A 26,316-nucleotide genomic window follows, 5' to 3' on the forward strand; every position below is an offset into this window, starting at 1 on the left:
CGGTTGGCGGACTACGCACGCATCCGGGTGATGCGGACCACGCCGGTCAAGGTCGCGCAGCTTCTTGATCACACGGGCCAGGTGCACGCGGTCGTGCACGCTGACCACCAGTTGGACCACGCTGATACGGCCGTCGCGTTCGTCCATGCTGATTTTCTCGATGTTGCCGTCGGCGGCGTTGACGCTGCTGGCCAGCAGCGCGATCAGGCCGCGCTGGTGCTCCAGCTCGACGCGCAGCTCGACGTTGAACTCGCCGGTGATGTCCTTGGCCCAGGAGAGCTGCAGGCACTTCTCCGGGTTGTGGCGGACTTCACTGATGTTGCGGCAGTCTTCCAGGTGCACGACCATGCCCTTGCCGGCCGACAGATGGCCGACGATAGGGTCGCCCGGGATCGGGGTGCAGCACTTGGCGTAGCTGAGCACCAGACCCTCGGTGCCGCGGATCGCCAGCGGGCCTTCCGGCGCCGGCAGCTGCTCGCCTTCGGCGGACAACAGGCGGCGGGCGACCACGTAGGCCATGCGATTGCCCAGGCCGATGTCTTCGAGCAGGTCCTCGAGCAGTTCCAGGCGGTACTCGGCGAGGATCGACTGGATGCGTTCCTGGGGGATCTTCTCCAGGCTGCTGTCGAAGCCGGTCAGCACCTTGTTCAGCAGGCGCTCGCCAAGGCTGATGGACTCGGAGCGACGCTGCTGCTTGAGGGCGTGGCGGATGTGCGTGCGTGCCTTGCCGGTGACCACGAAGTTGAGCCAGGCCGGGTTTGGCCGGGCGCCCGGTGCGCTGACGATCTCGACGGTGGAGCCGCTCTGCAGCGGCTCGGAAAGCGGCGCCAGGCGGCGGTTGATGCGGCAGGCGATGCAGCTGTTGCCAACGTCGGTGTGCACCGCGTAGGCGAAGTCGACGGCGGTGGAGCCCTTGGGCAGCTCCATGATCCGGCCTTTGGGGGTGAAGACGTAGACCTCGTCCGGGAACAGGTCGATCTTCACGCTCTCGATGAATTCCAGCGAGTTGCCGGCACGCTGCTGCAGCTCGAGGATGCCCTTGACCCACTGACGGGCGCGGGCGTGGCTGCCCTTGGGCTGCTCTTCCTCGTTGGACTTGTACAGCCAGTGCGCGGCGATGCCGTTGTTGGCCATCTCTTCCATTTCGCGGGTGCGGATCTGGATCTCGATGGGCACGCCGTGCATGCCGAACAGCGTGGTGTGCAACGACTGGTAGCCATTGGCCTTGGGGATCGCGATGTAGTCCTTGAACCGACCCGGCAGCGGCTTGTACAGGTTGTGCACGGCGCCGAGCACGCGGTAGCAGGTGTCGACCTTGTCGACGATGATGCGGAAGGCGTACACGTCCATGATCTCGGTGAAGGCGCGGCGCTTGCCGCGCATCTTCTTGTAGATGCCATAGAGGTGTTTCTGCCGGCCGCTGACCTCGCCCTGGATGCCGTCGGCGGCCAGGCAGTTGGCCAGCGAGGTCTCGATCTTGGCGACGATTTCCTTGCGGTTGCCTCGCGCGCTCTTGACCGCCCGGTGGATCAGCGACGAACGCATCGGGTGCATGGCCTTGAAGCCGAGGTCCTCGAACTCGACGCGCACGGTGTGCATCCCCAGGCGGTTGGCGATGGGGGCGTAGATTTCGAGGGTTTCCTTGGCGATGCGCCGGCGTTTTTCGCCGGACAGTACTTCCAGGGTGCGCATGTTGTGCAGGCGGTCGGCCAGCTTGACCAGGATCACGCGGATATCGCGGGCCATGGCCATGGCCATCTTCTGGAAGTTCTCGGCCTGCGCCTCGGCCTTGGTCTCGAAGTTCATCTGGGTCAGCTTGCTGACCCCGTCGACCAGCTCGGCGACGGTCTCGCCGAATTGCTGGCTCAAGGCTTCCTTGGCGATGCCGGTGTCTTCGATCACGTCGTGCAGCATGGCCGCCATCAGGCTCTGATGGTCCATGTGCATGTCGGCGAGGATGCTGGCGACCGCCAGCGGGTGGGTCACGTAGGGCTCGCCGCTGCGGCGGCGCTGGCCATCGTGGGCCTGCTCGGCGTAGAAGTAGGCCCGGCGAACCAGGTTGACCTGTTCGGGGCCCAGGTAAGTCGACAGCCGTTCGGCGAGGGCTTCTATACCCGGCATGGTTTCACCTCTTGCTGAAGAAGAGGGCCTTGCGCCGCACGGTGTCGACTGGGCATCAATCAGACGGCCTCGTTGTTCTCGTCCTCGAACGCGGCGAATACCGGATCCTCGGTGACGATCTCTTCGGCGGCGATGAACTCTGGCGTGACGATGCCTTCGGCGATTTCACGCAGGGCGACGACGGTCGGCTTGTCGTTTTCCCACGCAACGCGTGGCTCTTTGCCGCCGGTAGCCAGCTGGCGGGCGCGCTTGGTCGAGAGCATGACCAGCTCAAAGCGGTTATCCACGTGTTCCAGGCAGTCTTCAACAGTTACGCGGGCCATGGTCTTCCTCAGTAGCAAATGCGGTAGGCGTGCGCCCAGAATGGGCAGGCGGACTCGATAGTTTAAAAAATCACCAGCCAATAGGGAAGGGCTGTTTTGTCGGGTGTGCCTGTGGCGCTTCTATCGCGGGGCAAGCCCGCTCCCACGAATGTGTTCCCGAAACGGGCAACGTGGGAGCGGGCTTGCCCCGCGATAGGGCCGATCCAGACAACTGGAGCCAACCGCCGATGCCCGACAATAGCGTGCCGTCCATCGCCGACACAACCGCCCCTGACGCGTTAACGCAACATTGCGTCGCGCAGGCGCGGGGTCAGCTCCTCGAACAGCGTCTGCACCGAGCGCAGGGCGCGGCAATCGGGTCGGGTCAGCAGCCACAACTGGGTGTCGCAGCCGGGCAGCGGGCCGCTCAGCGCCTCGACGCCGGGCAGGTCGTGGACCATGTAGTCGGGCAGTGCCGCCACGCCCAGGCCGGTGGTCACCAGTTGGGCGATGGTCGACATGCCGCTGCACTGGTAGCGCGGGATCAGCCCCGGGTGATGCTGGTTACGCCAGACCACCGTGGCGTGGTCCTGCATGGAATCGTCGGGGGCGATCCATGGCACGTTGGCGGCGGACTCCTGCAGGCGCTCGCGCAGCACCGGTAGGCCGCAGACCACGTAGGAGGTCGAGCCCAGGCAGCGGCCCACCAGGTGTTCCGGCGGCGTGTTGGTCAGGCGCAGGGCGATGTCGGCATCGCGGCGACTGAGATTGGCGAAGGTGTTGGAGGTGCCCATTTCCAGCGACAGCGCCGGGTAGTTGGGCATGAACTCGGCCAGCGCCGGCAGCAGCAGGCTGTGCAGCACCGCCTCGGTGCAGGTCAGGCGCACGGTGCCGCTGACCACCTGCTCACCGCTGGTCAGGGCGATGCGCGCCGCGTCCAGCGCCTGTTCGGCGCGCTCGGCCTGCTCGGCCAGGGCCTGGGCGGTATCGGTGGGCAGGTAGCCCTTGCGGCTCTTGACGAACAGCGCGGTACCCAGCGCCGATTCCAGCCGGCGGATCGAGCGGAAGACCGTGGAAACGTCGACCTTGAGCAGTTCGGCGGCCTTGGCCAGGGAGCGGCCGCGCTCCAGCGCCAGGACCAGTGAGAGGTCTGCATGGTTGATCTGATATTGCATCGGTGCACGCTCTGCTTGCCAAAATGCCAATGTCTGTTGCGTTGAGGCCATTTTATAGTGGAACGGCCCCCGGGAATCAATGCAGCCGGTCGGCAACAAGCCCCCCACGATGGGCCAGTTAAAAGAACAACAGCAGCACCATCGTCGCCTGCCAAGGCGTCATCCGCAGTTCCCCACATCGCCGCTCCAAATCGAAGGATGTACAGCCATGACGTCGGTCTCCCCGTGCGCCAGTTCTTCCCGCGAGATGAATGAGTTCCTGGATGCCCATCCGGATACCCAGTACGTCGACCTGCTGATCTCCGACATGAACGGGGTGGTGCGCGGCAAGCGCATCGAGCGCGCTAGCCTGCACAAGGTGTACGAGAAGGGCATCAACCTGCCAGCCTCGCTCTTCGCCCTGGACATCAACGGCTCGACCGTCGAAAGCACGGGCCTGGGCCTGGATATAGGCGACGCCGACCGTATCTGTTTCCCGATTCCCGGCACGCTCTGCGACGAGCCATGGCAGAAGCGCCCGACCGCGCAGTTGCTGATGACCATGCACGAACTGGACGGCGCGCCGTTCTTCGCCGACCCGCGCGAGGTGCTGCGCCAGGTGGTGAGCAAGTTCGACGACCTGGGCCTGGATATCTGCGCCGCGTTCGAACTGGAGTTCTACCTGATCGACCAGGACAACCTCAACGGCCGTCCGCAGCCGCCGCGCTCGCCGATCTCGGGCAAGCGCCCGCAGTCGACCCAGGTGTACCTGATCGACGACCTCGACGAATACGCCGACTGCCTGCAGGACATGCTCGAAGCGGCCAAGGAGCAAGGCCTGCCTGCCGACGCCATCGTCAAGGAAAGCGCCCCGGCGCAGTTCGAGGTCAACCTGCACCACGTCGCCGACCCGATGAAGGCCTGCGACTACGCGATCCTGCTCAAGCGCCTGATCAAGAACGTCGCCTACGACCATGAGATGGACTCCACCTTCATGGCCAAGCCCTATCCGGGCCAGGCGGGCAACGGCCTGCATGTGCACATCTCGCTGCTGGACAAGAAGACCGGCAAGAACATCTTTGCCAACGACGACCCGCTGCAGAGCGACACCCTGCGCCACGCCATCGGCGGCGTATTGGAGACCATGCCGGCGTCGATGGCCTTCCTGTGCCCGAACATCAACTCCTACCGCCGCTTCGGCGCCCAGTTCTACGTGCCCAACGCACCGAGCTGGGGTCTGGACAACCGCACCGTGGCGGTCCGCGTGCCGACCGACAGCAGCGAGAACGTGCGCATCGAGCACCGCGTGGCCGGCGCCGACGCCAACCCGTACCTGATGCTCGCGGCGATCCTCGCCGGCATCCATCACGGCTTGACCAACAAGGTCGAGCCGGACGCGCCGATCGAGGGCAACTCGTACGAACAGCTGGAACAGAGCCTGCCGAACAACCTGCGCGACGCCCTGCGCGCGCTGGACGACAGTGAAGTCCTCAACCAATACATCAGCCCGGACTACATCGACATCTTCGTGGCCTGCAAGGAGAGCGAGCTGGCCGAATTCGAAGTGTCGATCTCCGACCTCGAGTACAACTGGTACCTGCACACGGTGTAAGCCCATGAGCGCAATTGCGGTCCCCTTGATCGGTGTCAGCGCCTGCCGCCAGCAGGTGGGGAAGAACTCGTCGCACACGGTGGGCGACAAGTATGTCGAGGCCGCAGGCTTTGCCGGGCTGCCGCTGATCCTGCCGGCGCGTGATGGCGGCAGCGACACCCAGGCGCTGCTGGCCCGGCTCGATGGCATTCTTTTTACCGGTTCGCCTTCAAATGTCGAGCCGCATCATTACAATGGCGCCCCCAGCGCGGAAGGTACCCGGCACGATCTTGCACGTGACCGCCTGACCTTGCCGCTGCTGCAGGCGGCCATTGCCGCCGGTGTGCCGGTGTTGTGCATCTGCCGTGGCTTCCAGGAACTGAACGTGGCCCTTGGCGGCAGCCTGCACCAGCGGGTGCAGGAATTGCCCGGCTACCTGGACCACCGTGAACCTGAGGACGCACCCCTGGAGGTGCAATACGGCCCTCGTCACCCTGTCGGCATCGAGCCGGGTGGGGTGTTCGAGCGCCTGGGCCTGGCTGCGCGGTTCGAGGTCAACTCGCTGCACAGTCAGGGCATCGACCGTCTGGCCCCGGGCCTGCGTGTCGAAGCACGGGCCCCGGATGGCCTGATCGAAGCGGTGTCGATGCCTGATGCGCCGGGCTTTGTTGTCGGCGTGCAGTGGCACCCTGAATGGCGTTTCGCCGAAAACCCGGTTTCGCTGCGCCTGTTCGAGGCGTTCCGCGAGGCCTGCATTGCCCATGCTGCACGGGAGGGTGCGCGCCAGGAGCGATTCTGACGTCACCCGAAAGTCTCGGATGACTCACCCCCAAAGCGAGCTTTCAATGAGTGGAAGCGGGCCCTCTACGGCGGGTCTGTGACAACAATTCCAATAGTTACGGCAAATACTCATGAGCGATTACACAGAAGCCGGACGCCCACCCGACGTGGCGTCCGACTCGGGCAACACCCAGCGCGGCAAGGGCCTGGCCAAGGGCCGCCTCGGCCTGCTGGCCAGCGTCGTGCTGGGCATTTCCACCATCGCCCCGGTCTACACCCTGACCGGCGCGCTCGGCCCGACCGTGCGCGAAGTCGGCGCCCACCTGCCGGCGGTGTTCATTGTCGGCTTCCTGCCGATGCTGCTGGTGGCCCTGGGTTACCGCGAGCTGAACTCGGCAGAGCCCGACAGCGGCACCTCCTTCACCTGGTCGGCCCGGGCTTTTGGCCCGATGATCGGCTGGATCGGCGGCTGGGGGCTGGTGGTCGCCACCACCATCGTGCTGTCCAACCTGGCGGGCGTGGCGGTGGACTTCTTCTACCTGTTCCTGGCCCAGATCACCGGCAACCAGGAGCTGGCGGCACTGGCGGACAACCTGTTGGTCAACGTCACCACCTGTTGCGTGTTCATTGCCCTGGCGGTGTGGATCTGCTGTCGCGGCATGGCCACCACCATGACCGTGCAGTACGGCCTGGTGGCCTTGCAACTGCTGGTGCTGATCGGCTTCGCCTTCGCCGCCTTCGGCGAGACCACCGCGCCGCCGCCGCTGGCATTCGATCTTGCCTGGTTCAACCCGTTCGGCGTCGAGTCGTTCTCGGCGTTCGCTGCGGGCCTGTCGTTGTCGATCTTCATCTTCTGGGGTTGGGACGTGTGCCTGACCGTCAGCGAAGAGTCGGTCGGCAGTGAAGAAGTGCCCGGCAAGGCCGCCACCTGGACCGTGCTGCTGATTCTCGGCCTGTACCTGCTCACCGCCATCGCCACCCTGCAGTTCGCCGGGATCAGCGAGGATGGCCTGGGCCTGGGCAATCCGCGCATCCAGGAGAACGTGTTCGCCCACCTGGCCGGCCCGGTCATGGGGCCGCTGGCGATCCTGATGTCCATCGCCGTGCTGGCCAGCACCGCCGCCTCGCTGCAGTCGACCTTCGTCTCGCCGGCGCGCACCTTGCTCGCCATGGGTTACTACGGCGCCGTGCCGCAGCGCTTCGCCACGGTCTGCCCGCGTTCGCAGACGCCACGTTACGCAACCATCTGCGCCGGTATTGCCGCGGGCCTGTTCTACGTGACCATGCGGACCCTGAGCGAGAACGTGCTGGCGGACACCATCACCGCGCTGGGCATGATGATCTGCTTCTATTACTCGCTGACCGCGTTCGCCTGCGTGTGGTACTTCCGCCGCAGCCTGTTCGACAGCGTGCGCCACTTCTTCATGCGCGGCGTGTGCCCGCTGGTGGGCGGGGTGATCCTGTCGGTGATCTTCATGCGCACGGCGATCGACAGCGCTTCGCCGGACTTCGGCAGCGGCTCGCATGTGGGCGGGCTGGGGCTGGTATTCGTGATCGCGGCGATCATCTCGGCACTGGGGATCGTGCTGATGATGCTGTCGCGGTTGCGGGCGCCGGCGTATTTCCTGGGGGCGACCCTGCGTCAGCAGGCGACCATTCAGTTGCAGGAATGAAGCTGGGGGCGCTCTGCGCCCCTTTCGCGACACAAGGCCGCTCCCACAGGTACAGCGCAGTTTTCAGGTTCTGCACCGTACCTGTAGGAGCGGCCTTGTGTCGCGAAAGGGCCTCGTAGAGGCCCCGGCAATCGTCAGCCGATCAGTTGTTCCAGCAGCGCCCCATGGCGCTGTTGCTGTTTCTTCAGCAGCAGGCGATTAGCCTTGAACACGGTTTTCAACTCTTCCAGCGCCACGTCGAAGTCATCGTTGATGATGACGTACTCGTATTCGTCGTAGTGCACCATCTCGCTGACGGCTTCCTTCATGCGTCCGGCAATGATCTCCTCACTGTCCTGGCCTCGACTATCCAGTCGTTGGCGCAGGGCCTCCTGGCTTGGCGGCAGGATGAAGATCGAACGCGCCTCGGGCATCAGCTTGCGCACCTGCTTGGCGCCTTGCCAGTCGATTTCCAGGATCAGGTCGAAGCCCTGGTCGAGAGTTTCCTGCAACGCGCTGCGCGACGTGCCGTAGAAGTTGCCGAACACTTCGGCGTGCTCGAGGAAGTCGCCCTGGGCGATCAATGCCTTGAACTCCTCGTGGACGACGAAGTGGTAGTTCACCCCGTGCTCCTCGCCCGGACGCATGGCGCGGGTGGTGTGGGAGACCGAGACGCGCACGTTGGTGTCGTCCTTGATCAGGGCCGTGACCAGGCTGGTCTTGCCGGCGCCGGACGGGGCCGAAACGATGTAGAGGGTGCCGCTACTGTGGTTCATGGTGGGGGTGGCCTTACTCGATATTCTGTACTTGTTCACGCATCTGTTCGATCAGCACCTTCAGGTTGACCGCCGCCTGCGTGCTGCGCGGGTCGAAGGCCTTGGAACCGAGGGTGTTGGCTTCGCGGTTGAGCTCCTGCATCAGGAAGTCCAGGCGCCGGCCGGCGGCGCCGCCGGACTTGAGCACCCGGCGCACCTCGGTGACGTGGGTGCTGAGGCGGTCCAGCTCCTCGGCGACATCGCTCTTCTGCGCCAGCAGGACCATTTCCTGCTCCAGGCGCTGCGGATCGAGCTCGGCCTTCATGTCGCCGAAGCGATCGAGGACCTTCTGCCGTTGCGCGGCCAGCATCTGCGGCACCAGGGTGCGCAGGGTGGCGACTTCGCCGGCCATGCTGTCCAGGCGTTCGTTGATCAGCCGGGCCAGCTCGGCGCCTTCGCGCTCACGGCCCGCCTTGAGTTCGGCCAGCGCCTCGTCGAACAGGGCAATGGCTTCGGCATTGAGCGCCTGCGGGTCGCTGGCGTCGGCCACCAGCACGCCTGGCCAGGCCAGCACTTCCAGCGGGTTGAGCGGCGCTGGCTGCTTGATCAGGCCGGCGACGGTCTCGGCGGCGGCCACCAGCTGCGCGGCGCGCTCGCGGTCGACCTGCAACGGCTTGCCGGCGTTGTCCTCGCTCAGGCGCAAGGTGCACTCGACCTTGCCGCGGGACAGGCCCTGGCGCAGGCCCTCGCGTACCGCGCCTTCGAGGTCGCGCAGCGCTTCGGGCAGGCGCAGGTGGGGTTCGAGATAGCGGTGGTTGACCGAGCGCAGCTCCCAGACCAGGGTGCCTTGGCTGCCAGCGCGCTCGACACGAGCAAAAGCGGTCATGCTATGCACCATGGGGAGTACCTCGCGTATTCAGGTGAACGGGGAGCCTGTCGGCTGCAAGGCGCAGGATTGTAGCGCAGTGCGGCCCGGGCGCCCAATCCACCCATGCTACCGACCCTCTTCTGGCCTGTCGGAAAAGGCGACAGGCTGCGCGGGTACGACGACAGGCGTGCCTTCGGCGGGCGGCGGGCTCTATAATGCTCGGCAGATTCAAAGTCCCGGTACAGGTATCCCAGATGAAACGTCCAAGTGGTCGCGCCGCCGATCAGCTCCGCTCGATCCGCATTACCCGCAACTACACCAAGCACGCCGAGGGATCGGTACTGGTCGAGTTCGGTGACACCAAGGTCATCTGCACGGTCAGCGTCGAGAATGGTGTTCCCCGCTTCCTCAAAGGTCAGGGCCAAGGCTGGCTCACCGCCGAATACGGCATGCTGCCGCGTTCGACCGGCGAGCGTAACCAGCGTGAGGCCAGCCGCGGCAAGCAAGGTGGCCGCACCCTCGAAATCCAGCGCCTGATCGGCCGCTCCCTGCGCGCCGCGCTGGACATGAGCAAGCTCGGCGACATCACCCTGTACGTCGACTGCGACGTGATCCAGGCCGACGGCGGTACCCGTACCGCCTCGATCACCGGCGCCATGGTCGCCCTGTGCGACGCCCTGGCGGTGATCAAGAAGCGTGGCGGCCTCAAGGGCGGCAACCCGCTCAAGCACATGATCGCCGCAGTGTCGGTGGGCATGTACCAGGGCGAGGCCGTGCTCGACCTCGACTACCTCGAGGACTCCGCCGCCGAGACCGACCTGAACGTGGTCATGACCAGCGCCGGTGGCTTCATCGAAGTGCAGGGCACCGCCGAAGGCGCGCCGTTCCAGCCTGAAGACTTCAACGCCATGCTGGCGCTGGCGCAGAAGGGCATGACCGAGATCTTCGAACTGCAGCAGGCCGCATTGGCTGACTGACTGTTCCTGTAGACACGAAAAAGCCGACATCAATGTCGGCTTTTTCGTGTCTGGACAGCACTCAGATGGTCAGCGTCCAGTCGTAGTCCACGATCAGCGGCGCATGCTGGGAGAAGCGCGGCTGGCGCGGCAGACGGGCGTTGCGCACGAAGCGGCGCAGGCCTGGGGTGAGGATCTGGTAGTCGAACCGGTAACCCAGGTTGAGCATCTCGGCCTGCTCGTTGTCCGGCCACCAGCTGTACTGGTCGCCTTCACGGCTGACTTCGCGCAGGGCGTCGACATAGCCCATGTCGCCGACGATGGCGTCCATCCAGGCGCGTTCCGGCGGCAGGAAGCCGACCGACTGCTGGCTGTCGCGCCAGTTCTTGATGTCGAGCTTCTGCTGCGCCACGTAGAACGAGCCGCAGTAGATGTATTCGCGACGCTTGCGACGCTGCTTGTCCAGGTACTTGGCGAAGTCGTCCATCAACTTGAACTTCTGGTTCAAGTCTTCGTCGCCGTTCATGCCCGAAGGCAGCAGCAGGCTGGCAATACTGACTTTGTCGAAATCTGCTTGCAGATAACGCCCGTAGCGGTCGGCTGTCTCGAAGCCCAGGCCGGTGATGACTGCCTTGGGCTGCATGCGCGAGTACAGTGCCACGCCACCTTGGGTGGGCACCTCCGCGTCGCAGGCGTAAAGGAAATAGCCATCGAGCTGGAAAGCTGGGTCGTCGAGTTCAAAGGCCGAGGCGCGGGTATCCTGAAGGCAGATGACGTCGGCATTCTGGGCTTGCAGCCAGCTGAGCAATCCACGCTCGGCCGCAGCCTGAATGCCATTTACGTTCACACTGATGATCCGCATAAATGGCCCCAAAAATCTCGTGCGTGTATGATACCCGAGCTCAACACATTTAGCTAAATCCGTGGTGTCCGGGACCTTTCATGCAGCCGTATCAGCGCGACTTCATCCGTTTTGCCATCGATCGCGGCGTTCTGCGCTTCGGTGAGTTCACTCTGAAATCGGGGCGTACCAGCCCGTACTTCTTCAATGCCGGCCTGTTCAACACAGGTTCCGCGCTGGCCCAGCTGGGGCGTTGCTACGCGGCGGCCATCGTCGACAGCAAGATCCCCTTCGACGTGCTGTTCGGCCCGGCCTACAAGGGCATTCCCCTGGCGGCGGCCACTGCCGTGGCCCTGGCCGAACAGCACCAGCTCGACGTGCCGTGGTGCTTCAACCGCAAAGAGGCCAAGGATCACGGCGAGGGCGGCAGCCTGGTCGGCGCCCCGCTGGCCGGTGACGTGCTGATCATCGACGACGTGATCACTGCCGGTACCGCCATCCGCGAGGTCATGCAGATCATCAACGCCCAGCAGGCCAAGGCCGCCGGCGTGCTGATCGCGCTGAACCGCGAAGAGCGTGGCAATGGCGAGCTGTCGGCGATCCAGGAAGTGGAACGCGACTTCGGTATCCCGGTGGTCAGCATCGTTTCGCTGACCCAGGTGCTGGAGTTCCTGGCTGACGATCCGCAGCTCAAGCAGCACCTGCCGGCTGTAGAGGCGTATCGGGCGCAGTACGGGATCTGATCCTGGCCTGGAAATGAAAAAGGCGACCTTCTTGTGAAGGTCGCCTTTTTTGTGTCGCCTGTTCCGGCCCTTTCGCGGGTGAACCCGCTCCCACAGGATCGCCACAGCCCTCAAAGGCGGTGCTATCCCTGTGGGAGCGGGTTTACCCGCGAAGAGGCCAGAACAGGCTAACCGATCACTCAGCGTGGCTTGCGGTTGGTGATCAGGGTGCCCACGCCGCTGTCGGTGAAGATCTCCAGCAGCACCGCATTCGGCACGCGGCCGTCGATGATGTGCGAGCTGTTGACGCCGCCCTGGACTGCGTCCAGCGCGCATTTGATCTTAGGCAGCATGCCGCCGTAGATGGTGCCGTCGGCGATCAGTTCGTTGACCTGCTCGGTGGTCAGGCCGGTGAGGACCTCGCCCTGCTTGTCCATCAGGCCGGCGATGTTGGTCAGCAGCATCAGCTTCTCGGCTTTCAGCGCCTCGGCCACCTTGCCGGCCACCAGGTCGGCGTTGATGTTGTACGACTCGCCGTTGGCGCCCACGCCGATCGGTGCGATCACTGGAATGAAGTCGCCTTTGACCAGCATGTTCAGCAGGTCGGTGTTGACGCTCACGACCTCGCCGACATGGCCGATGTCGATGATTTCCGGGGTGGTCATCTCCGGGGTCTGACGGGTGACGGTCAGCTTCTTGGCGCGGATCAGCTCCGCGTCCTTGCCGGTCAGGCCGATAGCGCTGCCGCCGTGGCGGTTGATCAGGTTGACGATGTCCTTGTTCACCTGGCCGCCCAGGACCATTTCCACCACGTCCATGGTCGCCGCGTCGGTGACGCGCATGCCGTCGATGAAGTGGCTGTCGATCGACAGGCGCTTGAGCAGGTCGCCGATTTGCGGCCCGCCGCCGTGCACCACCACCGGGTTGATGCCCACGGCCTTCATCAGCACGATGTCACGGGCGAAGCCGGTCTTGAGCTCCTCGCTCTCCATCGCGTTGCCGCCGTACTTGATCACCAGGGTCTTGCCGACGAAGCGGCGGATGTAAGGCAGTGCTTCGGACAAAACCTCGGCTACATGGGAAGCGGCATCGCGATCGAGGGTCATGCAGGGCTCCAGGTAAGGAACGTATAGTCGTCAGAACGGCAGTTGCAGGCCGGGTTGGACCCGCAGCAACTGCGTGCGGAATACAGCCTTGATTCGGTCGAGCTCTGCCGCGCTGTCGGCCTCGAAGCGCAGCACCAGCACCGGCGTGGTGTTGGAGGCGCGGACCAGGCCCCAGCCGTGGGGATAGTCGACCCGCACACCGTCGATGGTGGTCAGGTTGGCTTCGCCCCAGTCGGCGTCGCGTTGCAGTGCATCAATGATGCTGAATTTACCCTCGTCGGTCACATCAATGTTGATTTCCGGCGTGGAAATATCATTGGGGAACGCGGCGAACAGGCTTTCGGCGTCCTGCCCGGCCTTGCTGAGGATCTCCAGCAGGCGCGCGGCGCTGTAGATGCCGTCGTCGAAACCGTACCAGCGTTCCTTGATGAAGATGTGTCCGCTCATCTCGCCGGCCAGCAGCGATCCGGTCTGCTTCATCTTCTTCTTGATCAGCGAGTGGCCGGTCTTCCACATCAGCGCACGGCCACCGTGCTGCTCGATCAGCGGGGTCAGGCGGCGGGTGCACTTGACGTCGAAGATGATCTCGGCGCCCGGGTTGCGCGACAGCACGTCCTGGGCGAACAGCATCAGCAGGCGGTCGGGATAGACGATGCTACCGGTGTTGGTCACCACGCCGACGCGGTCGCCGTCGCCGTCGAAGGCCAGGCCGATGTCGGCACCGGTCTCTTTCACCTTGGCGATCAGGTCTTCCAGGTTCTCGGGCTTGCCCGGGTCCGGGTGATGGTTGGGGAAGTTACCGTCGACCTCGCAGAACAGCGGGATGACGTCGCAGCCCAGGGCCTCGATCAGTTGCGGGGCGACCACGCCGGCGGCGCCGTTGCCGCAGTCGACCACCACCTTCAGGCGCTTGGCCAGCTTCACGTCGGCGGTGATCTGCTGGAAGTAGCGGTCGAGGATCTCGACTTTTTCCACACGGCCTTCGCCGCGGGTCAGGTCGTTGGTCTTCAGGCGCGTCAGCAGGGCCTGGATCTGTTCATTGGCCAGGGTGTCGCCGGCGATGACGATCTTGAAACCGTTGTAGTCCGACGGGTTGTGACTGCCGGTGAGCATCACCCCCGACTTGCCGGCCAGCACGTTGGCGGCGTAGTACAGCGCCGGAGTGGGTACCAGGCCGACATCGCTGACCTGGCAACCGGCGTCGGCCAGGCCCTTGATCAGTTGCTCGACCAGCATCGGGCCGGACAGGCGGCCATCACGGCCGACCGAAATCTGTGGCTCGCCCTGGGCGAGGGTCTGGGCGCCGATGGCGCGACCGATCCAGTAGGCGGTCTCGGCATGCAAGGTCTTGCCAACCACACCACGGATGTCATAGGCGCGGAAGATGCTGTCGGGCAGTGCGGGGACCAGCTGGGCCATGTCGTTCATCTCTGGGGACTCCATAAGTCAAAGGCTTCTGGGCAAGCGCAAACTGAACGCTTGGACGGCGGTTTCGCCAGAGAGTTCGCCATCCATGGCCCGAGCGGTCTGCTGTCGGCTCAGCGGGTGCCGGAGTGCCCGAAGCCGCCGGCACCGCGCTGGGTCTCGTCGAACTGCTCGACGATGTCGAAGTGCGCCTGCACCACCGGCACCAGGATCAGCTGGGCGATGCGCTCGCCGACGGTGATGGTGAACGGCGTATTGCCGCGGTTCCAGCAGGAAACCATCAGCTCGCCCTGGTAGTCCGAGTCGATCAGGCCGACCAGGTTGCCCAGCACGATGCCGTGCTTATGGCCCAGGCCCGAGCGCGGCAGGATCATGGCCGCCAGGCCCGGGTCGCCGATGTACACCGACAGGCCGGTGGGAATCAGCAGGGTCTGGCCCGGCTCGAGGACGGTGTCCTCCTTGAGCAGGGCGCGCAGGTCCAGGCCGGCGGAGCCGGGGGTGGCGTACTGCGGAAGGGGGAATTCGGTGCCCAGGCGTGGGTCGAGGATCTTGGCTTGAAGAGCGTGCATGTAACTTATTGAACCTGGTTGAGCCGTTCGGCGATGAAGGCAACCAGCTGGCGGGCGATCTTGCCCTTGCTGGTCTGCGCGAAGAGGGTCTGGTGCTGCTGGCGGTCGATCACGGTCAGGGCGTTCTCCTCGCTGTTGAAGCCGATGCTGGGGTTGGCCACATCATTGGCGACGATCAGGTCGAGGTTCTTGTCCTTGAGCTTGCGCGTGGCGTAGTCGAGCAGGTGCTCGGTCTCGGCGGCGAAGCCCACGCTGAACGGGCGATCAGGCCGACCGGCAATGGTCGCAAGGATATCGGGATTGCGCACCATCTGCAGCAGCATGCCGTCGCCTGTGGTGGGATCCTTCTTGAGCTTCTGTGGGGCGACGACTTCCGGGCGGTAGTCTGCGACCGCGGCCGAGGCGATGAACAGGTCGCAGGGCATGGCCGCCTCGCAGGCCGCGAGCATGTCCCGCGCGCTGACCACGTCGATGCGGTTGACCCGGTCGGGCGTCTGCAGGTGCACCGGGCCGGTGACGAGGGTCACCCGGGCCCCGGCTTCGGCGGCGGCCTCGGCCAGGGCGAAGCCCATTTTCCCTGAGCTATGGTTGGTGATGTAGCGCACCGGGTCGATGTTCTCTTGCGTCGGACCGGCGGTGATCAGCACATGCTTGCCGGTCAGGGCCTGGCGCTTGAAGCTCTCGGCGGCGCACCAGGCCAGGTCCGTGGCTTCGAGCATGCGGCCGAGGCCGACGTCGCCACAGGCCTGGCTACCGGAGGCCGGGCCGAACACCTGGATGCCGCGACTTTTGAGCAGCTCGAGGTTGGCCTGGGTGGCCGGGTCGCGCCACATGGCCTGGTTCATCGCCGGGGCGACGGCCACGGTGGCGTCGGTGGCCAGCACCAGGGTGGTCAGCAGGTCGTCGGCCATGCCTTGGGCCATGCGCGCCATCAGGTCGGCGGTGGCCGGGGCGATCAGCACCAGGTCGGCCCACTTGGCCAGCTCGATATGGCCCATGGCCGCTTCGGCGGCGGGGTCGAGCAGGTCCATGTGTACCGGGTGGCCGGACAGCGCCTGCAGCGTGAGCGGGGTGATGAACTCGGCGCCACCACGGGTCATGACCACGCGCACCTGCGCGCCGTGTTCCAGGAGTCGGCGAATCAGCTCGGCGCTCTTGTAGGCGGCGATGCCGCCACCCACGCCGAGAACGATGCGCTTGCGATACAACCGCTGCATAGGCCTTGCCTTATTCCAGTGAAAGCGGGTGGCGACGATAGCTGCCTGCGGCAGATCGTCGCATTTTCGAAGCGAACTAGATTAACACAGCGCCCAAATGGGCCGTAGTGGCAGGCGAGGAGGGGAAATGAACATCAGGGAGTGGCCGGCTGAGGAGCGGCCGAGGGAGAAGCTGTTGCAGCGCGGGGCGTCGATTCTTTCGGACGCGGAATTGCTGGCCGTGCTGCTGGGCTCGGGGGTTGCCGGGCGCAATGTGCTCGATCTCGCCCGTGGCCTGCTGGCGAAGTTCGGCGGGCTTCGGCAGTTTCTCGAGGCGGACCGGACCAAGGTGCTGCGCGAGCCAGGCCTTGGGCCGGTGCGGTATGCGCAGTTGCAGGCATTGCTGGAGATCGGCAGGCGCTATCTGGACGAACACATCGAGCGTGCCTCGGTCCTGGAGAGCCCGGCCTCGGTGAGGCGTTATCTCAAGTCCATGCTGCGGCACGAGTCCAGCGAGGTGTTCGGCTGCCTGTTCCTGGATACCAAGCATCGACCGTTGGCGTTCGAGATACTGTTCCGCGGCACCATCGACCGCGCGAGCATCTACCCACGCGAGGTCGTGCGCCGGTCATTGCTGCACAACGCGGCGGCACTGATCCTCTGCCATAACCATCCGTCGGGCAATTGCGAGCCGAGCCAGGATGACGTGCATCTGACGCTGATGCTCAAGCGCTCGCTGGCGCTGATCGATGTGCGGGTGATGGACCATGTCATCGTCGGTGATGGCGAGCCGCTGTCGATGCTCGAGCATGGGTGGTTGGCGGGTTAGTCGTGGGCAAGCTGCACCGGCCTCTTCGCGGGTAAACCCGCTCCCACAGGATTTGCGCGTAACCTGTGGGAGCGGGTTTACCCGCGAAAAGGCCTCAACGGCTGACGGAGACCTTGCTGAAGTCCTGCCGCCCGAACGGGCTCACCTGATAACCCTCGACCCCTTTGTGCAGCAGCGCCGCCGCCGTCGGATGCGCCAGCGGCAGCCACAGCGCCTGCTGCTGGATCAGCGTCTGCGCCTGCTGGTACAGGCGACTGCGCACGCTCTGGTCGTTGGTGGTGCGTCCGGCATTGATCAGTTGGTCCAGGCGGCTGTCGCAGAAGCGCGCGAAGTTGGTCCCGGACTTGACCGCCGCGCAGGCAAACTGCGGGCTGAGGAAGTTGTCCGGGTCGCCATTATCACCGGCCCAGCCCATGAACAGCAGGTCGTGCTCGCCGGCCTTGGCGCGGCGGATCAACTCGCCCCATTCGATGGTGCGGATCTCGGCCTTGATGCCGACCTTGGCCAGGTCCGCCTGGAGCATCTGTGCGCCGAGGCTGGGGTTGGGGTTGAGCAGGCTGCCCGCCGGGCGGGTCCAGATCGTGGTCTCGAAACCCTTGGCCAAGCCAGCCTTGGCCAGCAACGCCTTGGCCTTCTTCTGGTCCTGGGCATAGCCGGGCAGGTCCTTGGCGTAGCTCCAGGTGTTCGGCGGGTAGGGGCCGTTGGCGGCGGTGGCGGTGTCTTCGAACACCGCCTTCAGGTAGGCGGCCTTGTCGAAGGCCAGGTTGATCGCCTGGCGCACCTCAGGCTTGTCCAGTGGCGGGTGCTGGCTGTTGATGGCGACGAAGGCGGTCATGAACGCTGGCGTGGTGACCACCTTGAGGTTGCCGTCCTTGCCGGCTTCGGCGATGTCCAGCGGCTTGGGCGACAGGGCCACCTGGCACTCGCCGCGCTTGAGCTTCTGCAGGCGTACGTTGGCGTCCGGGGTGATGGCGTAGATCAGCGGGTCGACGGACGGTTTGCTGGCGAAGTAGTCGGGGTTGGCGCGGTAGCGCACCACGGCGTCCTTCTGGAAGCGCTGGAAGACGAACGGCCCGGTACCCACCGGCTGGCTGTTGAGCTTGTCCGGGGTGCCGGCCTTGAGCAGCTTGTCGGCGTACTCGGCGGAGTAGATCGAGGCGAAGCCCATGCTCAGGGTGGCCAGGAAGGTGGCGTCGGCGTGGGTCAGGGTGAAGCGCACGGTGTGCGGATCAGGGGCGTCGATCGCCTTGATCAGGCTGCCCAGTTGCAGCGACTGGGCGTGCGGGTAGCCGCCCGGGGCGGTCTTGTGCCAGGCGTGGGCGGGGTAGAGCATGCGCTGGAAGCTGAACAGCACGTCGTCGGCGTCCAGCTCGCGGCTCGGCTTGAAGTACGCCGTGGTGTGGAACTGCACGCCCTGGCGCAGCTTGAAGTCGTAGATCAGGCCATCGGGCGATACCGACCAGCCTTCGGCCAGGCTCGGCACCACCTTGCCGAGGCCGGCGTCGAACTCGACCAGGCGGTTCATCAGCACATCAGCCGAAGCATTGGTGGTGGTCAGCGAGTTGTACTGCACCACATCGAAGCCCTCCGGGCTGGCTTCGGTGCACACCGACAGCGGTGCGGCCTGGGCCAGGCCGGCGGCGCACAGGGCGGTGAAAAACAAGGAAAGGGCGGCGGCACGCATGGTGGCTCCTTGGCTGGTCGGTGGCCCATCTGCCGGTGCAGTCTGGAAATGGCCCTACCCTAGTGCGCGCTACACGAAATGACCACCTTCTTTTTCAGGCGCTTGGCGACGAGCGGTCGACAGTGCGGCGGGCGAGTCGTTATGCTGCTCCCCCGCAATTTGCAGCACGTGGATGCTCACTTTCTGTTGTTGCGGCGTAGTCTTTCTGGTATAAAGCAGCGCTCTTTTCTAGGGGCTCGGCCTGTCGCATCAGCGAATCCGGTCGATAAGACCTCCAGAATCACGGCGCCTGGCGCCAAAGACTGAGAGATTAAGCGGCCAACCCATGCCGGGTTGGGCATGTGGTTTTAGAGGGCTGAGTCATGTCGAGAGTCTGTCAAGTTACTGGTAAGGGTCCAGTAACCGGGAACAACATTTCCCACGCAAACAACAAAACCCGTCGTCGTTTCCTGCCGAACCTGCAGCACCACCGTTTCTGGGTTGAGTCCGAGAAGCGTTTCGTGCGTCTGCGCGTATCCGCCAAAGGCATGCGCGTCATTGACAAGCGTGGTATCGACGTAGTGCTGGCCGAGCTGCGCGCTCGCGGCGAAAAGTTCTAAGGAGAACGTCATGCGTGAATTGATCCGTCTGGTTTCGAGTGCCGGCACCGGCCACTTCTACACCACCGACAAGAACAAGCGCACCACCCCGGACAAGATCGAGATCAAGAAATACGATCCGGTCGTCCGTAAGCACGTGGTGTACAAGGAAGCCAAGATCAAGTAATTGATCGGCGACCTGAGAAAACCCGCTACCGCAAGGTGGCGGGTTTTTTTATGCCTGCGAATCGGCAATCGCGGGGCAAGCCCGCTCCCACAAGGTTACTTCTGCTCGAACAGCACATAGATCTTGCGGCAGGGCTCCAGCACTTCCCAGGTGCCCTTGAAGCCGGCCGGGATGACGAACCGATCACCGGCACGCAGGGTCTTGGCGTTGCCTTCCTGGTCGCGCAGCACCGACACGCCCTGGACGATCTCGCAGTACTCGTGTTCGGTATAGCTCACCGTCCACTGGCCCACCTCGCCCTCCCAGACGCCGGCGGCGAACTGGCCGCAAGGGCTGGAATAGTGGTTGTAGACAGCCTGGTCAGGCTCGCCCTTGAGGATTTTCTCCGCCGCCGGGCGGTAGCGTTCGGCCTCGGTGAGAACCTGGGCAAAGTCGACGATACTGGCGATGCTCATGGTGATTACCCTGTTGTTGTTTAATAAAATGCACATCAGTAGGCGTTTAGGCCATTCGTGTCAAATATATTGATAGTTTGTCCGCCCTGGTTTAGGGTGTCGGATGCCGGTGTGCGTTCGTCGCCCGGCCAGAATTTCTGACAGCGCCCGTGAGTCCTCAGTGCGGCGTTGCACCTTAACAAGAGAGGAGTTTCCTATGACCACCCTGACTCGTGCGGACTGGGAACAGCGTGCCCAGCAACTGAAGATCGAAGGCCGTGCCTTCATCAACGGCGAATACACCGATGCCGCATCCGGTGAAACCTTCGACTGCCTGAGCCCGGTGGACGGACGCTTCCTGGCCAAGGTCGCCAGCTGCGACCTGGCCGACGCCAACCGCGCCGTCGACAACGCCCGCGCCGTGTTCGAATCCGGCGTCTGGTCGCGCCTGGCCCCGGCCAAGCGCAAGGCCAAGCTGATCCGCTTCGCCGACCTGCTGCGCAAGCACGTCGAGGAACTGGCCCTGCTCGAAACCCTCGACATGGGCAAGCCGATCGGTGACTCCTCCTCCATCGACATTCCGGGCGCGGCCCAGGCCATCCACTGGACTGCCGAAGCCATCGACAAAGTCTACGACGAAGTCGCCCCGACCCCGCACGATCAGTTGGGTCTGGTGACCCGTGAGCCAGTAGGCGTGGTCGGCGCCATCGTACCGTGGAACTTCCCGCTGCTGATGGCCTGCTGGAAGCTGGGCCCGGCCCTGGCCACCGGTAACTCCATCGTCCTGAAACCGTCGGAAAAATCGCCGCTGACCGCCATCCGCATCGCCCAACTGGCCATCGAGGCCGGTATCCCGGCAGGCGTGCTGAACGTGCTGCCAGGCTACGGCCACACCGTGGGCAAGGCCCTGGCCCTGCACATGGATGTCGACACCCTGGTGTTCACCGGCTCCACCAAGATCGCCAAGCAGCTGATGGTCTACGCGGGCGAGTCGAACATGAAGCGCGTCTGGCTGGAAGCTGGCGGCAAGAGCCCGAACATCGTCTTCGCCGACGCCCCTGACCTGCAGGCCGCCGCCGAGGCCGCCGCCAGCGCCATCGCCTTCAACCAGGGCGAGGTCTGCACCGCGGGTTCGCGCCTGCTGGTCGAGCGTTCGATCAAGGACAAGTTCCTGCCCATGGTGGTCGAGGCCCTCAAGGCCTGGAAACCGGGCAACCCGCTGGATCCGGCGACCACCGTCGGTGCGCTGGTCGACACCCAGCAGATGAACACCGTGCTGTCGTACATCGACGCCGGTCACCAGGACGGCGCCAAGCTGCTGGCCGGTGGCAAGCGTATCCTCGAAGAGACTGGTGGCACCTATGTCGAGCCGACCATCTTCGACGGCGTGACCAACGCCATGAAGATCGCCAAGGAAGAGATCTTCGGCCCGGTGCTGTCGGTGATCACCTTCGACACCGCCGAGGAAGCCATCGCCATCGCCAACGACACGCCGTATGGCCTGGCCGCCGGCATCTGGACCGCGGACATCTCCAAGGCCCACAAGACTGCCCGCGCCGTGCGCGCCGGCAGCGTCTGGGTCAACCAGTACGACGGCGGCGACATGACCGCGCCGTTCGGTGGCTTCAAGCAGTCGGGCAACGGCCGTGACAAGTCGCTGCATGCGCTGGATAAGTACACCGAGCTGAAGGCGACCTGGATCAAGCTGTAATCAGGTAGCGTCTTTTCGCGGGGCAAGCCCGCTCCCACGTCAGTCGTGGGAGCGGGCTTGCCCCGCGATGCTTTTTGCCAGATTTTTTCCGGAGGCCGCTATGCGTTGGGGAACCTACTTTGCCGTCCTGGCGTCGGTGCTCAGTGTCGGGCTCGCGCTCGGTGTGAGCATGCCGCTGGTGTCCCTGCGCCTGGAGGGTTGGGGCTACGGCGGGTTCGCCATCGGCGTGATGGCGGCGATGCCGGCGCTTGGCGTGCTGGTCGGCGCTGCCATTGCCAGCCGTCTGGCCGGCTGGATCGGCGTCCCGGCCGCCATGCGCCTGTGCCTGTGGGGCGGGGCACTGTCCATCGGCTTGGTGGCGCTGTTGCCCAGCTACCCGCTGTGGCTGTTGCTGCGGCTGATGATCGGCATGTCGCTGACCGTGGTGTTCATCCTCGGCGAAAGCTGGATCAACCAGTTGGTGGTCGAGCAGTGGCGTGGCCGATTGGTGGCGCTGTACGGCAGCAGCTATGCCCTGAGCCAGCTGGCCGGCCCGCTGGTGCTGGGCTTTCTCGGTTCGGACGACGACTTTGGTTTCTGGGCGGCGACCGGGCTGTTGCTGGTTGCGCCGTTGATCCTGTTGGGCCGAGGTGGGGCACCGAGTACCGAGGCCTGTAGCGTTACTTTCCGCGACCTGTTCGGGTTCTGTCGGCGCTTGCCAGTGATCGCATGGGCCATTGCGCTGTTCGCGGCGTTCGAAGCGATGATCCTCACCCTGCTGCCGGTGTATTGCCTGCAACAGGGGTTCACCACGGAGGTGGCGCTGTTCATGGTCAGTACCGTGGTGGTCGGAGATGCGGTGCTGCAGTTGCCCATCGGCGCCTTGGCCGACCGCATGTCGCGGCGCACGCTGTTCAGTGGTTGCGCACTGACCTTGTTGGTTTCCAGTCTGGCGATTCCCTTGCTGTTGCATACCCCGGTGATCTGGCCGCTGTGGGTGCTGTTCGGTGCCAGTGCGGGTGGGTTGTTCACCCTGTCGCTGGTGCTGATCGGCGAGCGCTACCGGGATGACGAGCTGGTGCGGGCTAATGCCCACGTGGCGCAGCTGTGGGGCATCGGTTGCCTTCTTGGGCCGTTGCTGGCCGGGGCGGGGAGCCAGTGGATCAGCGGGCACGCGCTGCCGTTGCTGATGGCGGTGGGTGCGGCGGGGTTGGTGGTGTTGACCCGGCGGCGGGATGCCTTCGAGCCTGCTTCTGCCTGACCGATTGCAATCGCGGGGCAAGCCCGCTCCCACGCCAGAACGCAATCTGGCGTGGGAGCGGGCTTGCCCCGCGATGCGTTCTACAACATTTTCTCCAGCCCGACCGCCTTGCTGATCCAGGCGTTGAAGCGTCGCCATATCCCTCCGGGCTCGGTCACCAGCATATGCCGCTGGCCATTGTCCTCGGTCGCCCAGGCCAGTTTCCCGTCCACCAGCTTCACCTGGTAGCTCAGCGCAGGCGCCATGCCCTGCACGGCCAGGTCGCGGGTGTATTCGGCCAGCTCCGGGCTGTCCACCAGCACCCCGACCTCGGTGTTCCACAGCACCGAGCGCGGGTCGAAGTTGAACGAACCGATGAAGGTCTTGCGTCGGTCGAACACCATGGCCTTGCTATGCAGGCTCGAATCGGAGCTGCCATGCAAGCCCAGCCGTGGCCGTGGGGCGCCAGGCTGACGGCGTAGCTCGTATAGCTGCACGCCATGCTCGAGCAGGGCGCGGCGGTAGGGCGCATAGCCACCGTGCACGGCCGGTACGTCGGTGGCCTCCAGGGAATTGGTCAGCAGCTTGACCGAGGTGCCGGCGTCGGCGCGGCTGGTCAGGTACAGCAGCCCCGGTTCGCCCGGGACAAAGTAGGCCGAGACCAGGATCAGTTCCTTGTGCACACCGTTCAGCTCCGGGGCCAACTGCCGACTCATCAGCAATCGTGGATCTGGCTCATTGTCCGCAAGCACCTTGCTCGGCGCATCCCACAGGGCCTGGCTATGGGCCCAGATCAGCTCGTTGCGCCACACGTCCAGGCGCGGCTGCGACTGGTAGGCCATCAGGCGGTCATACAGCGCCTTGCGCTCGACCCGCGCCTCGGCCAGGGACACCTCCAGGCGCTGGCGGCTGGCGAACAGGTCGTCGGCATCGGGCCGGCGCCAGAGAAAGTCGCCGATGGGGCGGCTCAGGGCGCTGTTCCAGTACTGGTCGAAACTGTGGCCGAGCTGCTCGGCCACCGGGCCAACGCCCAGCAGGTCGATGTCGGTGAAGTTGAGGTTGGGCTCGGCGTCGAAGTACTCGTCGCCCAGGTTGCGACCGCCGACGATGGCCATGCTGTTGTCCACCAGGAACAGCTTGTTGTGCATGCGCCGGTGCTGGCGCGACAGGTTGAACAGTCGCCCCACGGCGCGGGTGACGCCGGTGCTGCGCCCCAGGTGCAGCGGGTTGAACACGCGGATGTGGATGTTCGGGTGGGCGGCAAGGGTACCCATCAGGCTGTCCAGGCCGTCGCTGGTGGTGTCGTCGAGCAGGATGCGCACACGCACGCCGCGGTCGGCGGCGCGCAGCAGTTCGTGGACCAGGGCGCGGGTACTGAGGCCGTCGTGGACGATGTAGTACTGCAGGTCGATGCTTTTCCGGGCGTTGCGGATCAGCTCGGCGCGGGCGCGGAACGCCTCGTTGCTGTTGGGTAACAGACGGAAGCCCGAGCGCCCCTCGTAAGGCGCGGCCTGGCGCTGCACCGAGCGACCGAACGCCGAGTCGGCTGCCGGTAATGCCTGGCTGACTTCACGCGGTGTACCGACGCTGGCGCAGCCAAACAGGCCGAGCGCCAGCAGCAGAGGCAGGGCTCGCTGGAGTCTCAAGGGTGGATCGTCCTGTGCAGCAAGGGCTTATGGGGTTGGACCGTGGAAGGCGGCGCAAAGTTACCCGCCGCCGTGCTCGGCCTCCAGTAGACGAAGGGCGGTTTCACCGACCTTGCGCACGGCGGCTTCGATCTGCGCCGTGGGCCGGGCGGCGAAGTTCATGCGCAGGCAGTTGCGGTACTTGCCCGAGGCCGAGAAGATGCTGCCCACGGCAATCTGCACGCCTTGCTCCAGTAAAGCGCGGTTCAGGCGCAGCGTATCGAAACTTTCCGGCAATTCAACCCACAGCATGAAGCCCCCTTGGGGCCTGCTGGCGCGGGTGCCCGGCGGGAAGTGGCGGGTCACCCAGTCGCACATCTGGTCGCGCCCGCGCTGGTACTGGCTGCGCATACGGCGCAGGTGCGGCTGGTAATGGCCTTCGGCGATGAAGTCGGCGATCGCCAGCTGCGGTTGGCAGGCGGTACTACCGGTGCTGATGTACTTCATGTGCAGCACCCGCTCCAGGTAGCGCCCCGGGGCTACCCAGCCGACCCGCAGGCCAGGGGCCAGGGTCTTGGAGAATGAACTGCAGAGCAGCACGCGGCCATCGTCGTCGAACGACTTGATGGTGCGCGGACGTGGATAGGTGTAGGCCAGGTCGCCATACACATCGTCTTCGAGGATCGCCACGTCGTAGCGCTGGGCGAGGGTCAGCAGGGCCTTCTTGCGCGCCTCAGGCATGATGTAGCCCATCGGGTTGTTGCAGCTGGGGGTGATCTGGATGAGCTTGATCGGCCACTGTTCCAGGGCCAGCTCCAGGGCCTCCAGGCTGATGCCGGTGATCGGGTCGGTGGGGATCTCCAGGGCTTTCATGCCCAGGCCCTTCAGCGTCTGCATGGCGCCGTGGAAGCTGGGCGAATCGACCGCGACGATGTCGCCGGGCTGGCACACCGCGCGAATGCTGCACGACAGCGCTTCGTGGCAGCCGGTGGTTACCACCAGGTCGGCTGGGCCCAGGCGGCAGCCGGAGTCGAGCATCAGTCGGGCGATCTGCTCGCGCAGCTGGGCGTTGCCGTGGATGTTGTCGTAGTACAGGCCAGGCATGTCCATGCGCCGGCTGATCTGCGCCAGGCTGCGCAGCAGCGGTTTGAGGGTGGGGCTGTCGACGTCGGGCATGCCGCGACCGAGCTGGATCACATCCGGGCGCGGGGTGGCGCGGACCAGCTCCAGCACCTGTTCCCACTGGGAGATATCCACAGGCCGCTGGGCCGGGCGACTGATGTCGGGCAGGGCCGGGAGCTGGCGATCCTCGGCGACGAAATAGCCGGACTTGGGGCGTGGCGATACCAGGCCGTTGTCCTCCAGCAGGCGGTAGGCCTGCTGTACGGTGCTCAGGCTGACACCGTGCTCGACGCTCAGGGCGCGCACCGAGGGCAGGCGCTGGCCGGGGCGGTAGAGGCCTTGCTCGATACGCGAGCCGAGCAGTTCGGCGAGGTTGAGGTATAGCGTCACGGCATACTCCTGCGCGTTTTGCGGCTCGATGACCGATACAGATGGCTGGAAAATACTTCATTCAGCCGACTTTTCGCCAATTCTGTATGGGAATAATAAGTCACGGTTGGCTCTGTATTGTCGAGGGCGCGAGCGCGCATGCTTTCTCCACGGTATCAACTGATGGGAGAACGCAGTGATGGGTGGCTTGAGCGATGTGCGCTTGCAACTGTTGCCTGGTGAACTCGAGGCTGGTCAGCGGCCCAAGGTCTTCAATGCGCCGGCCGGCTTGAGTCGTTGGGGCCTGATGCTGCATCGCTGGCGGACCCGCAGGGCGCTGCTGCAGCTGGATGATCGGCAGTTGCGCGATATCGGACTGACCTGGGAACAGGCGCGACAGGAAGGGCGCAAACCCTTCTGGAAGGATTGAGCCGATCTTCTGTAGGAGCGGCCTTGTGTCGCGAAAGGGCCGCAAAGCGGCCCCCGGGCTTCGGCTTATATGCATCTATTGCTGGGGCAG

The 26,316-nt window shown here is 64.8% G+C and carries 23 protein-coding genes and 2 pseudogenes; 11 read left to right on the top strand and 14 right to left on the bottom strand.

Going from position 1 to position 26,316, the window contains the following annotated elements; translation table 11 throughout:
* Window positions 1-11: 11 nt before the first annotated feature.
* From spoT to ACZ899_RS19935, 3 genes and pseudogenes are all read right to left on the bottom strand, one after another.
* Window positions 12-2,121, bottom strand: a pseudogene (spoT, locus tag ACZ899_RS19925) (bifunctional GTP diphosphokinase/guanosine-3',5'-bis pyrophosphate 3'-pyrophosphohydrolase).
* A 59-nt stretch (window positions 2,122-2,180) separates the two neighbouring features.
* Window positions 2,181-2,444 (bottom strand): DNA-directed RNA polymerase subunit omega, encoded by a 264-nt coding sequence (gene rpoZ, locus ACZ899_RS19930; protein ID WP_008091595.1) that lies wholly within the window; start codon window positions 2,442-2,444, stop codon window positions 2,181-2,183.
* 278 nt (window positions 2,445-2,722) lie between these two features.
* Window positions 2,723-3,598, bottom strand: a complete 876-nt coding sequence (locus tag ACZ899_RS19935) for a LysR family transcriptional regulator (RefSeq protein ID WP_203649385.1) — start codon at window positions 3,596-3,598, stop codon at window positions 2,723-2,725.
* A gap of 208 nt (window positions 3,599-3,806) precedes the next feature.
* Here ACZ899_RS19935 and ACZ899_RS19940 point away from each other — a divergent pair, with 208 nt between their 5' ends.
* The 3 genes from ACZ899_RS19940 to ACZ899_RS19950 all read left to right on the top strand — a co-directional run bounded on the left by ACZ899_RS19940 (window position 3,807) and on the right by ACZ899_RS19950 (window position 7,621).
* Entirely contained in the window at window positions 3,807-5,189 is a 1,383-nt protein-coding gene (locus tag ACZ899_RS19940) for a glutamine synthetase family protein (protein ID WP_203649387.1), read from the top strand.
* Between the two features lie 4 nt (window positions 5,190-5,193).
* Entirely contained in the window at window positions 5,194-5,967 is a 774-nt protein-coding gene (locus tag ACZ899_RS19945; RefSeq protein WP_203649389.1) for a gamma-glutamyl-gamma-aminobutyrate hydrolase family protein, read from the top strand.
* Window positions 5,968-6,079: 112 nt separating this feature from the next.
* Window positions 6,080-7,621, top strand: a complete 1,542-nt coding sequence (locus ACZ899_RS19950) for an APC family permease (protein WP_203649391.1) — start codon at window positions 6,080-6,082, stop codon at window positions 7,619-7,621.
* 134 nt (window positions 7,622-7,755) lie between these two features.
* On the opposite strand, the gene gmk is transcribed toward ACZ899_RS19950, so the two are convergent.
* The gene (gene gmk, locus ACZ899_RS19955; RefSeq protein ID WP_234562101.1) at window positions 7,756-8,376 is read right to left on the bottom strand and encodes a guanylate kinase; all 621 of its coding nucleotides are present in this window, start codon (window positions 8,374-8,376) and stop codon (window positions 7,756-7,758) included.
* Between the two features lie 13 nt (window positions 8,377-8,389).
* Window positions 8,390-9,253 (bottom strand): YicC/YloC family endoribonuclease, encoded by an 864-nt coding sequence (locus ACZ899_RS19960; protein WP_186712300.1) that lies wholly within the window; start codon window positions 9,251-9,253, stop codon window positions 8,390-8,392.
* A gap of 224 nt (window positions 9,254-9,477) precedes the next feature.
* Between ACZ899_RS19960 and rph the strand changes: the two genes are divergently transcribed.
* The gene (rph, locus tag ACZ899_RS19965; protein WP_009681991.1) at window positions 9,478-10,200 is read left to right on the top strand and encodes a ribonuclease PH; all 723 of its coding nucleotides are present in this window, start codon (window positions 9,478-9,480) and stop codon (window positions 10,198-10,200) included.
* Window positions 10,201-10,261: 61 nt separating this feature from the next.
* Here the strand turns inward: rph and ACZ899_RS19970 are convergent, their stop codons facing one another.
* Window positions 10,262-11,041, bottom strand: coding sequence for an exodeoxyribonuclease III (locus tag ACZ899_RS19970; protein WP_203649402.1), 780 nt, complete (start codon window positions 11,039-11,041; stop codon window positions 10,262-10,264).
* A gap of 80 nt (window positions 11,042-11,121) precedes the next feature.
* On the opposite strand from ACZ899_RS19970, the gene pyrE reads away from it, so the two are divergent.
* Window positions 11,122-11,763 carry an orotate phosphoribosyltransferase gene (gene pyrE, locus ACZ899_RS19975; protein ID WP_011536401.1) on the top strand — a complete coding sequence of 214 codons (642 nt, stop codon included), beginning with the start codon at window positions 11,122-11,124 and terminating at the stop codon, window positions 11,761-11,763.
* 179 nt (window positions 11,764-11,942) lie between these two features.
* Here pyrE and argB read toward each other — a convergent pair whose 3' ends face one another.
* The 4 genes and pseudogenes from argB to coaBC form a co-directional block, all read right to left on the bottom strand.
* Window positions 11,943-12,848, bottom strand: coding sequence for an acetylglutamate kinase (gene argB / locus ACZ899_RS19980; protein WP_028689938.1), 906 nt, complete (start codon window positions 12,846-12,848; stop codon window positions 11,943-11,945).
* 30 nt (window positions 12,849-12,878) lie between these two features.
* Window positions 12,879-14,252: pseudogene (locus ACZ899_RS19985) on the bottom strand (phosphomannomutase/phosphoglucomutase); the annotation flags it as partial.
* A gap of 134 nt (window positions 14,253-14,386) precedes the next feature.
* Window positions 14,387-14,842 (bottom strand): dUTP diphosphatase, encoded by a 456-nt coding sequence (gene dut, locus ACZ899_RS19990; protein WP_050707525.1) that lies wholly within the window; start codon window positions 14,840-14,842, stop codon window positions 14,387-14,389.
* Between the two features lie 5 nt (window positions 14,843-14,847).
* Window positions 14,848-16,059 carry a bifunctional phosphopantothenoylcysteine decarboxylase/phosphopantothenate--cysteine ligase CoaBC gene (gene coaBC, locus ACZ899_RS19995; protein WP_203649404.1) on the bottom strand — a complete coding sequence of 404 codons (1,212 nt, stop codon included), beginning with the start codon at window positions 16,057-16,059 and terminating at the stop codon, window positions 14,848-14,850.
* A 127-nt stretch (window positions 16,060-16,186) separates the two neighbouring features.
* Between coaBC and radC the strand changes: the two genes are divergently transcribed.
* Window positions 16,187-16,867: a RadC family protein gene (gene radC, locus ACZ899_RS20000; protein WP_234562099.1), complete on the top strand. Its 681-nt coding sequence runs from the start codon at window positions 16,187-16,189 to the stop codon at window positions 16,865-16,867.
* Between the two features lie 94 nt (window positions 16,868-16,961).
* Here the strand turns inward: radC and ACZ899_RS20005 are convergent, their stop codons facing one another.
* Entirely contained in the window at window positions 16,962-18,551 is a 1,590-nt protein-coding gene (locus ACZ899_RS20005) for an ABC transporter substrate-binding protein (RefSeq protein ID WP_234562096.1), read from the bottom strand.
* 362 nt (window positions 18,552-18,913) lie between these two features.
* Between ACZ899_RS20005 and rpmB the strand changes: the two genes are divergently transcribed.
* Both rpmB and rpmG read left to right on the top strand, forming a co-directional pair.
* Window positions 18,914-19,150: a 50S ribosomal protein L28 gene (gene rpmB / locus ACZ899_RS20010; RefSeq protein WP_003258972.1), complete on the top strand. Its 237-nt coding sequence runs from the start codon at window positions 18,914-18,916 to the stop codon at window positions 19,148-19,150.
* Window positions 19,151-19,160: 10 nt separating this feature from the next.
* Window positions 19,161-19,316 carry a 50S ribosomal protein L33 gene (rpmG, locus tag ACZ899_RS20015; protein ID WP_003253507.1) on the top strand — a complete coding sequence of 52 codons (156 nt, stop codon included), beginning with the start codon at window positions 19,161-19,163 and terminating at the stop codon, window positions 19,314-19,316.
* A 95-nt stretch (window positions 19,317-19,411) separates the two neighbouring features.
* Here the strand turns inward: rpmG and ACZ899_RS20020 are convergent, their stop codons facing one another.
* The gene (locus ACZ899_RS20020; protein ID WP_050707521.1) at window positions 19,412-19,771 is read right to left on the bottom strand and encodes a cupin domain-containing protein; all 360 of its coding nucleotides are present in this window, start codon (window positions 19,769-19,771) and stop codon (window positions 19,412-19,414) included.
* 196 nt (window positions 19,772-19,967) lie between these two features.
* Here ACZ899_RS20020 and ACZ899_RS20025 point away from each other — a divergent pair, with 196 nt between their 5' ends.
* Both ACZ899_RS20025 and ACZ899_RS20030 read left to right on the top strand, forming a co-directional pair.
* Window positions 19,968-21,461, top strand: a complete 1,494-nt coding sequence (locus ACZ899_RS20025) for an aldehyde dehydrogenase (protein WP_203649416.1) — start codon at window positions 19,968-19,970, stop codon at window positions 21,459-21,461.
* Between the two features lie 100 nt (window positions 21,462-21,561).
* Window positions 21,562-22,701 (top strand): MFS transporter, encoded by a 1,140-nt coding sequence (locus ACZ899_RS20030; RefSeq protein ID WP_203649418.1) that lies wholly within the window; start codon window positions 21,562-21,564, stop codon window positions 22,699-22,701.
* A gap of 80 nt (window positions 22,702-22,781) precedes the next feature.
* Here ACZ899_RS20030 and ACZ899_RS20035 read toward each other — a convergent pair whose 3' ends face one another.
* Entirely contained in the window at window positions 22,782-24,326 is a 1,545-nt protein-coding gene (locus ACZ899_RS20035; protein ID WP_234562812.1) for a phospholipase D family protein, read from the bottom strand.
* A 60-nt stretch (window positions 24,327-24,386) separates the two neighbouring features.
* The gene (locus ACZ899_RS20040) at window positions 24,387-25,817 is read right to left on the bottom strand and encodes an aminotransferase-like domain-containing protein (protein ID WP_203649422.1); all 1,431 of its coding nucleotides are present in this window, start codon (window positions 25,815-25,817) and stop codon (window positions 24,387-24,389) included.
* Window positions 25,818-25,995: 178 nt separating this feature from the next.
* Here ACZ899_RS20040 and ACZ899_RS20045 point away from each other — a divergent pair, with 178 nt between their 5' ends.
* Window positions 25,996-26,226 (top strand): DUF1127 domain-containing protein, encoded by a 231-nt coding sequence (locus ACZ899_RS20045; protein WP_186712306.1) that lies wholly within the window; start codon window positions 25,996-25,998, stop codon window positions 26,224-26,226.
* The last annotated feature ends 90 nt before the right edge of the window (window positions 26,227-26,316 follow it).

The organism is Pseudomonas sp. TE31087 (assembly GCF_057284075.1).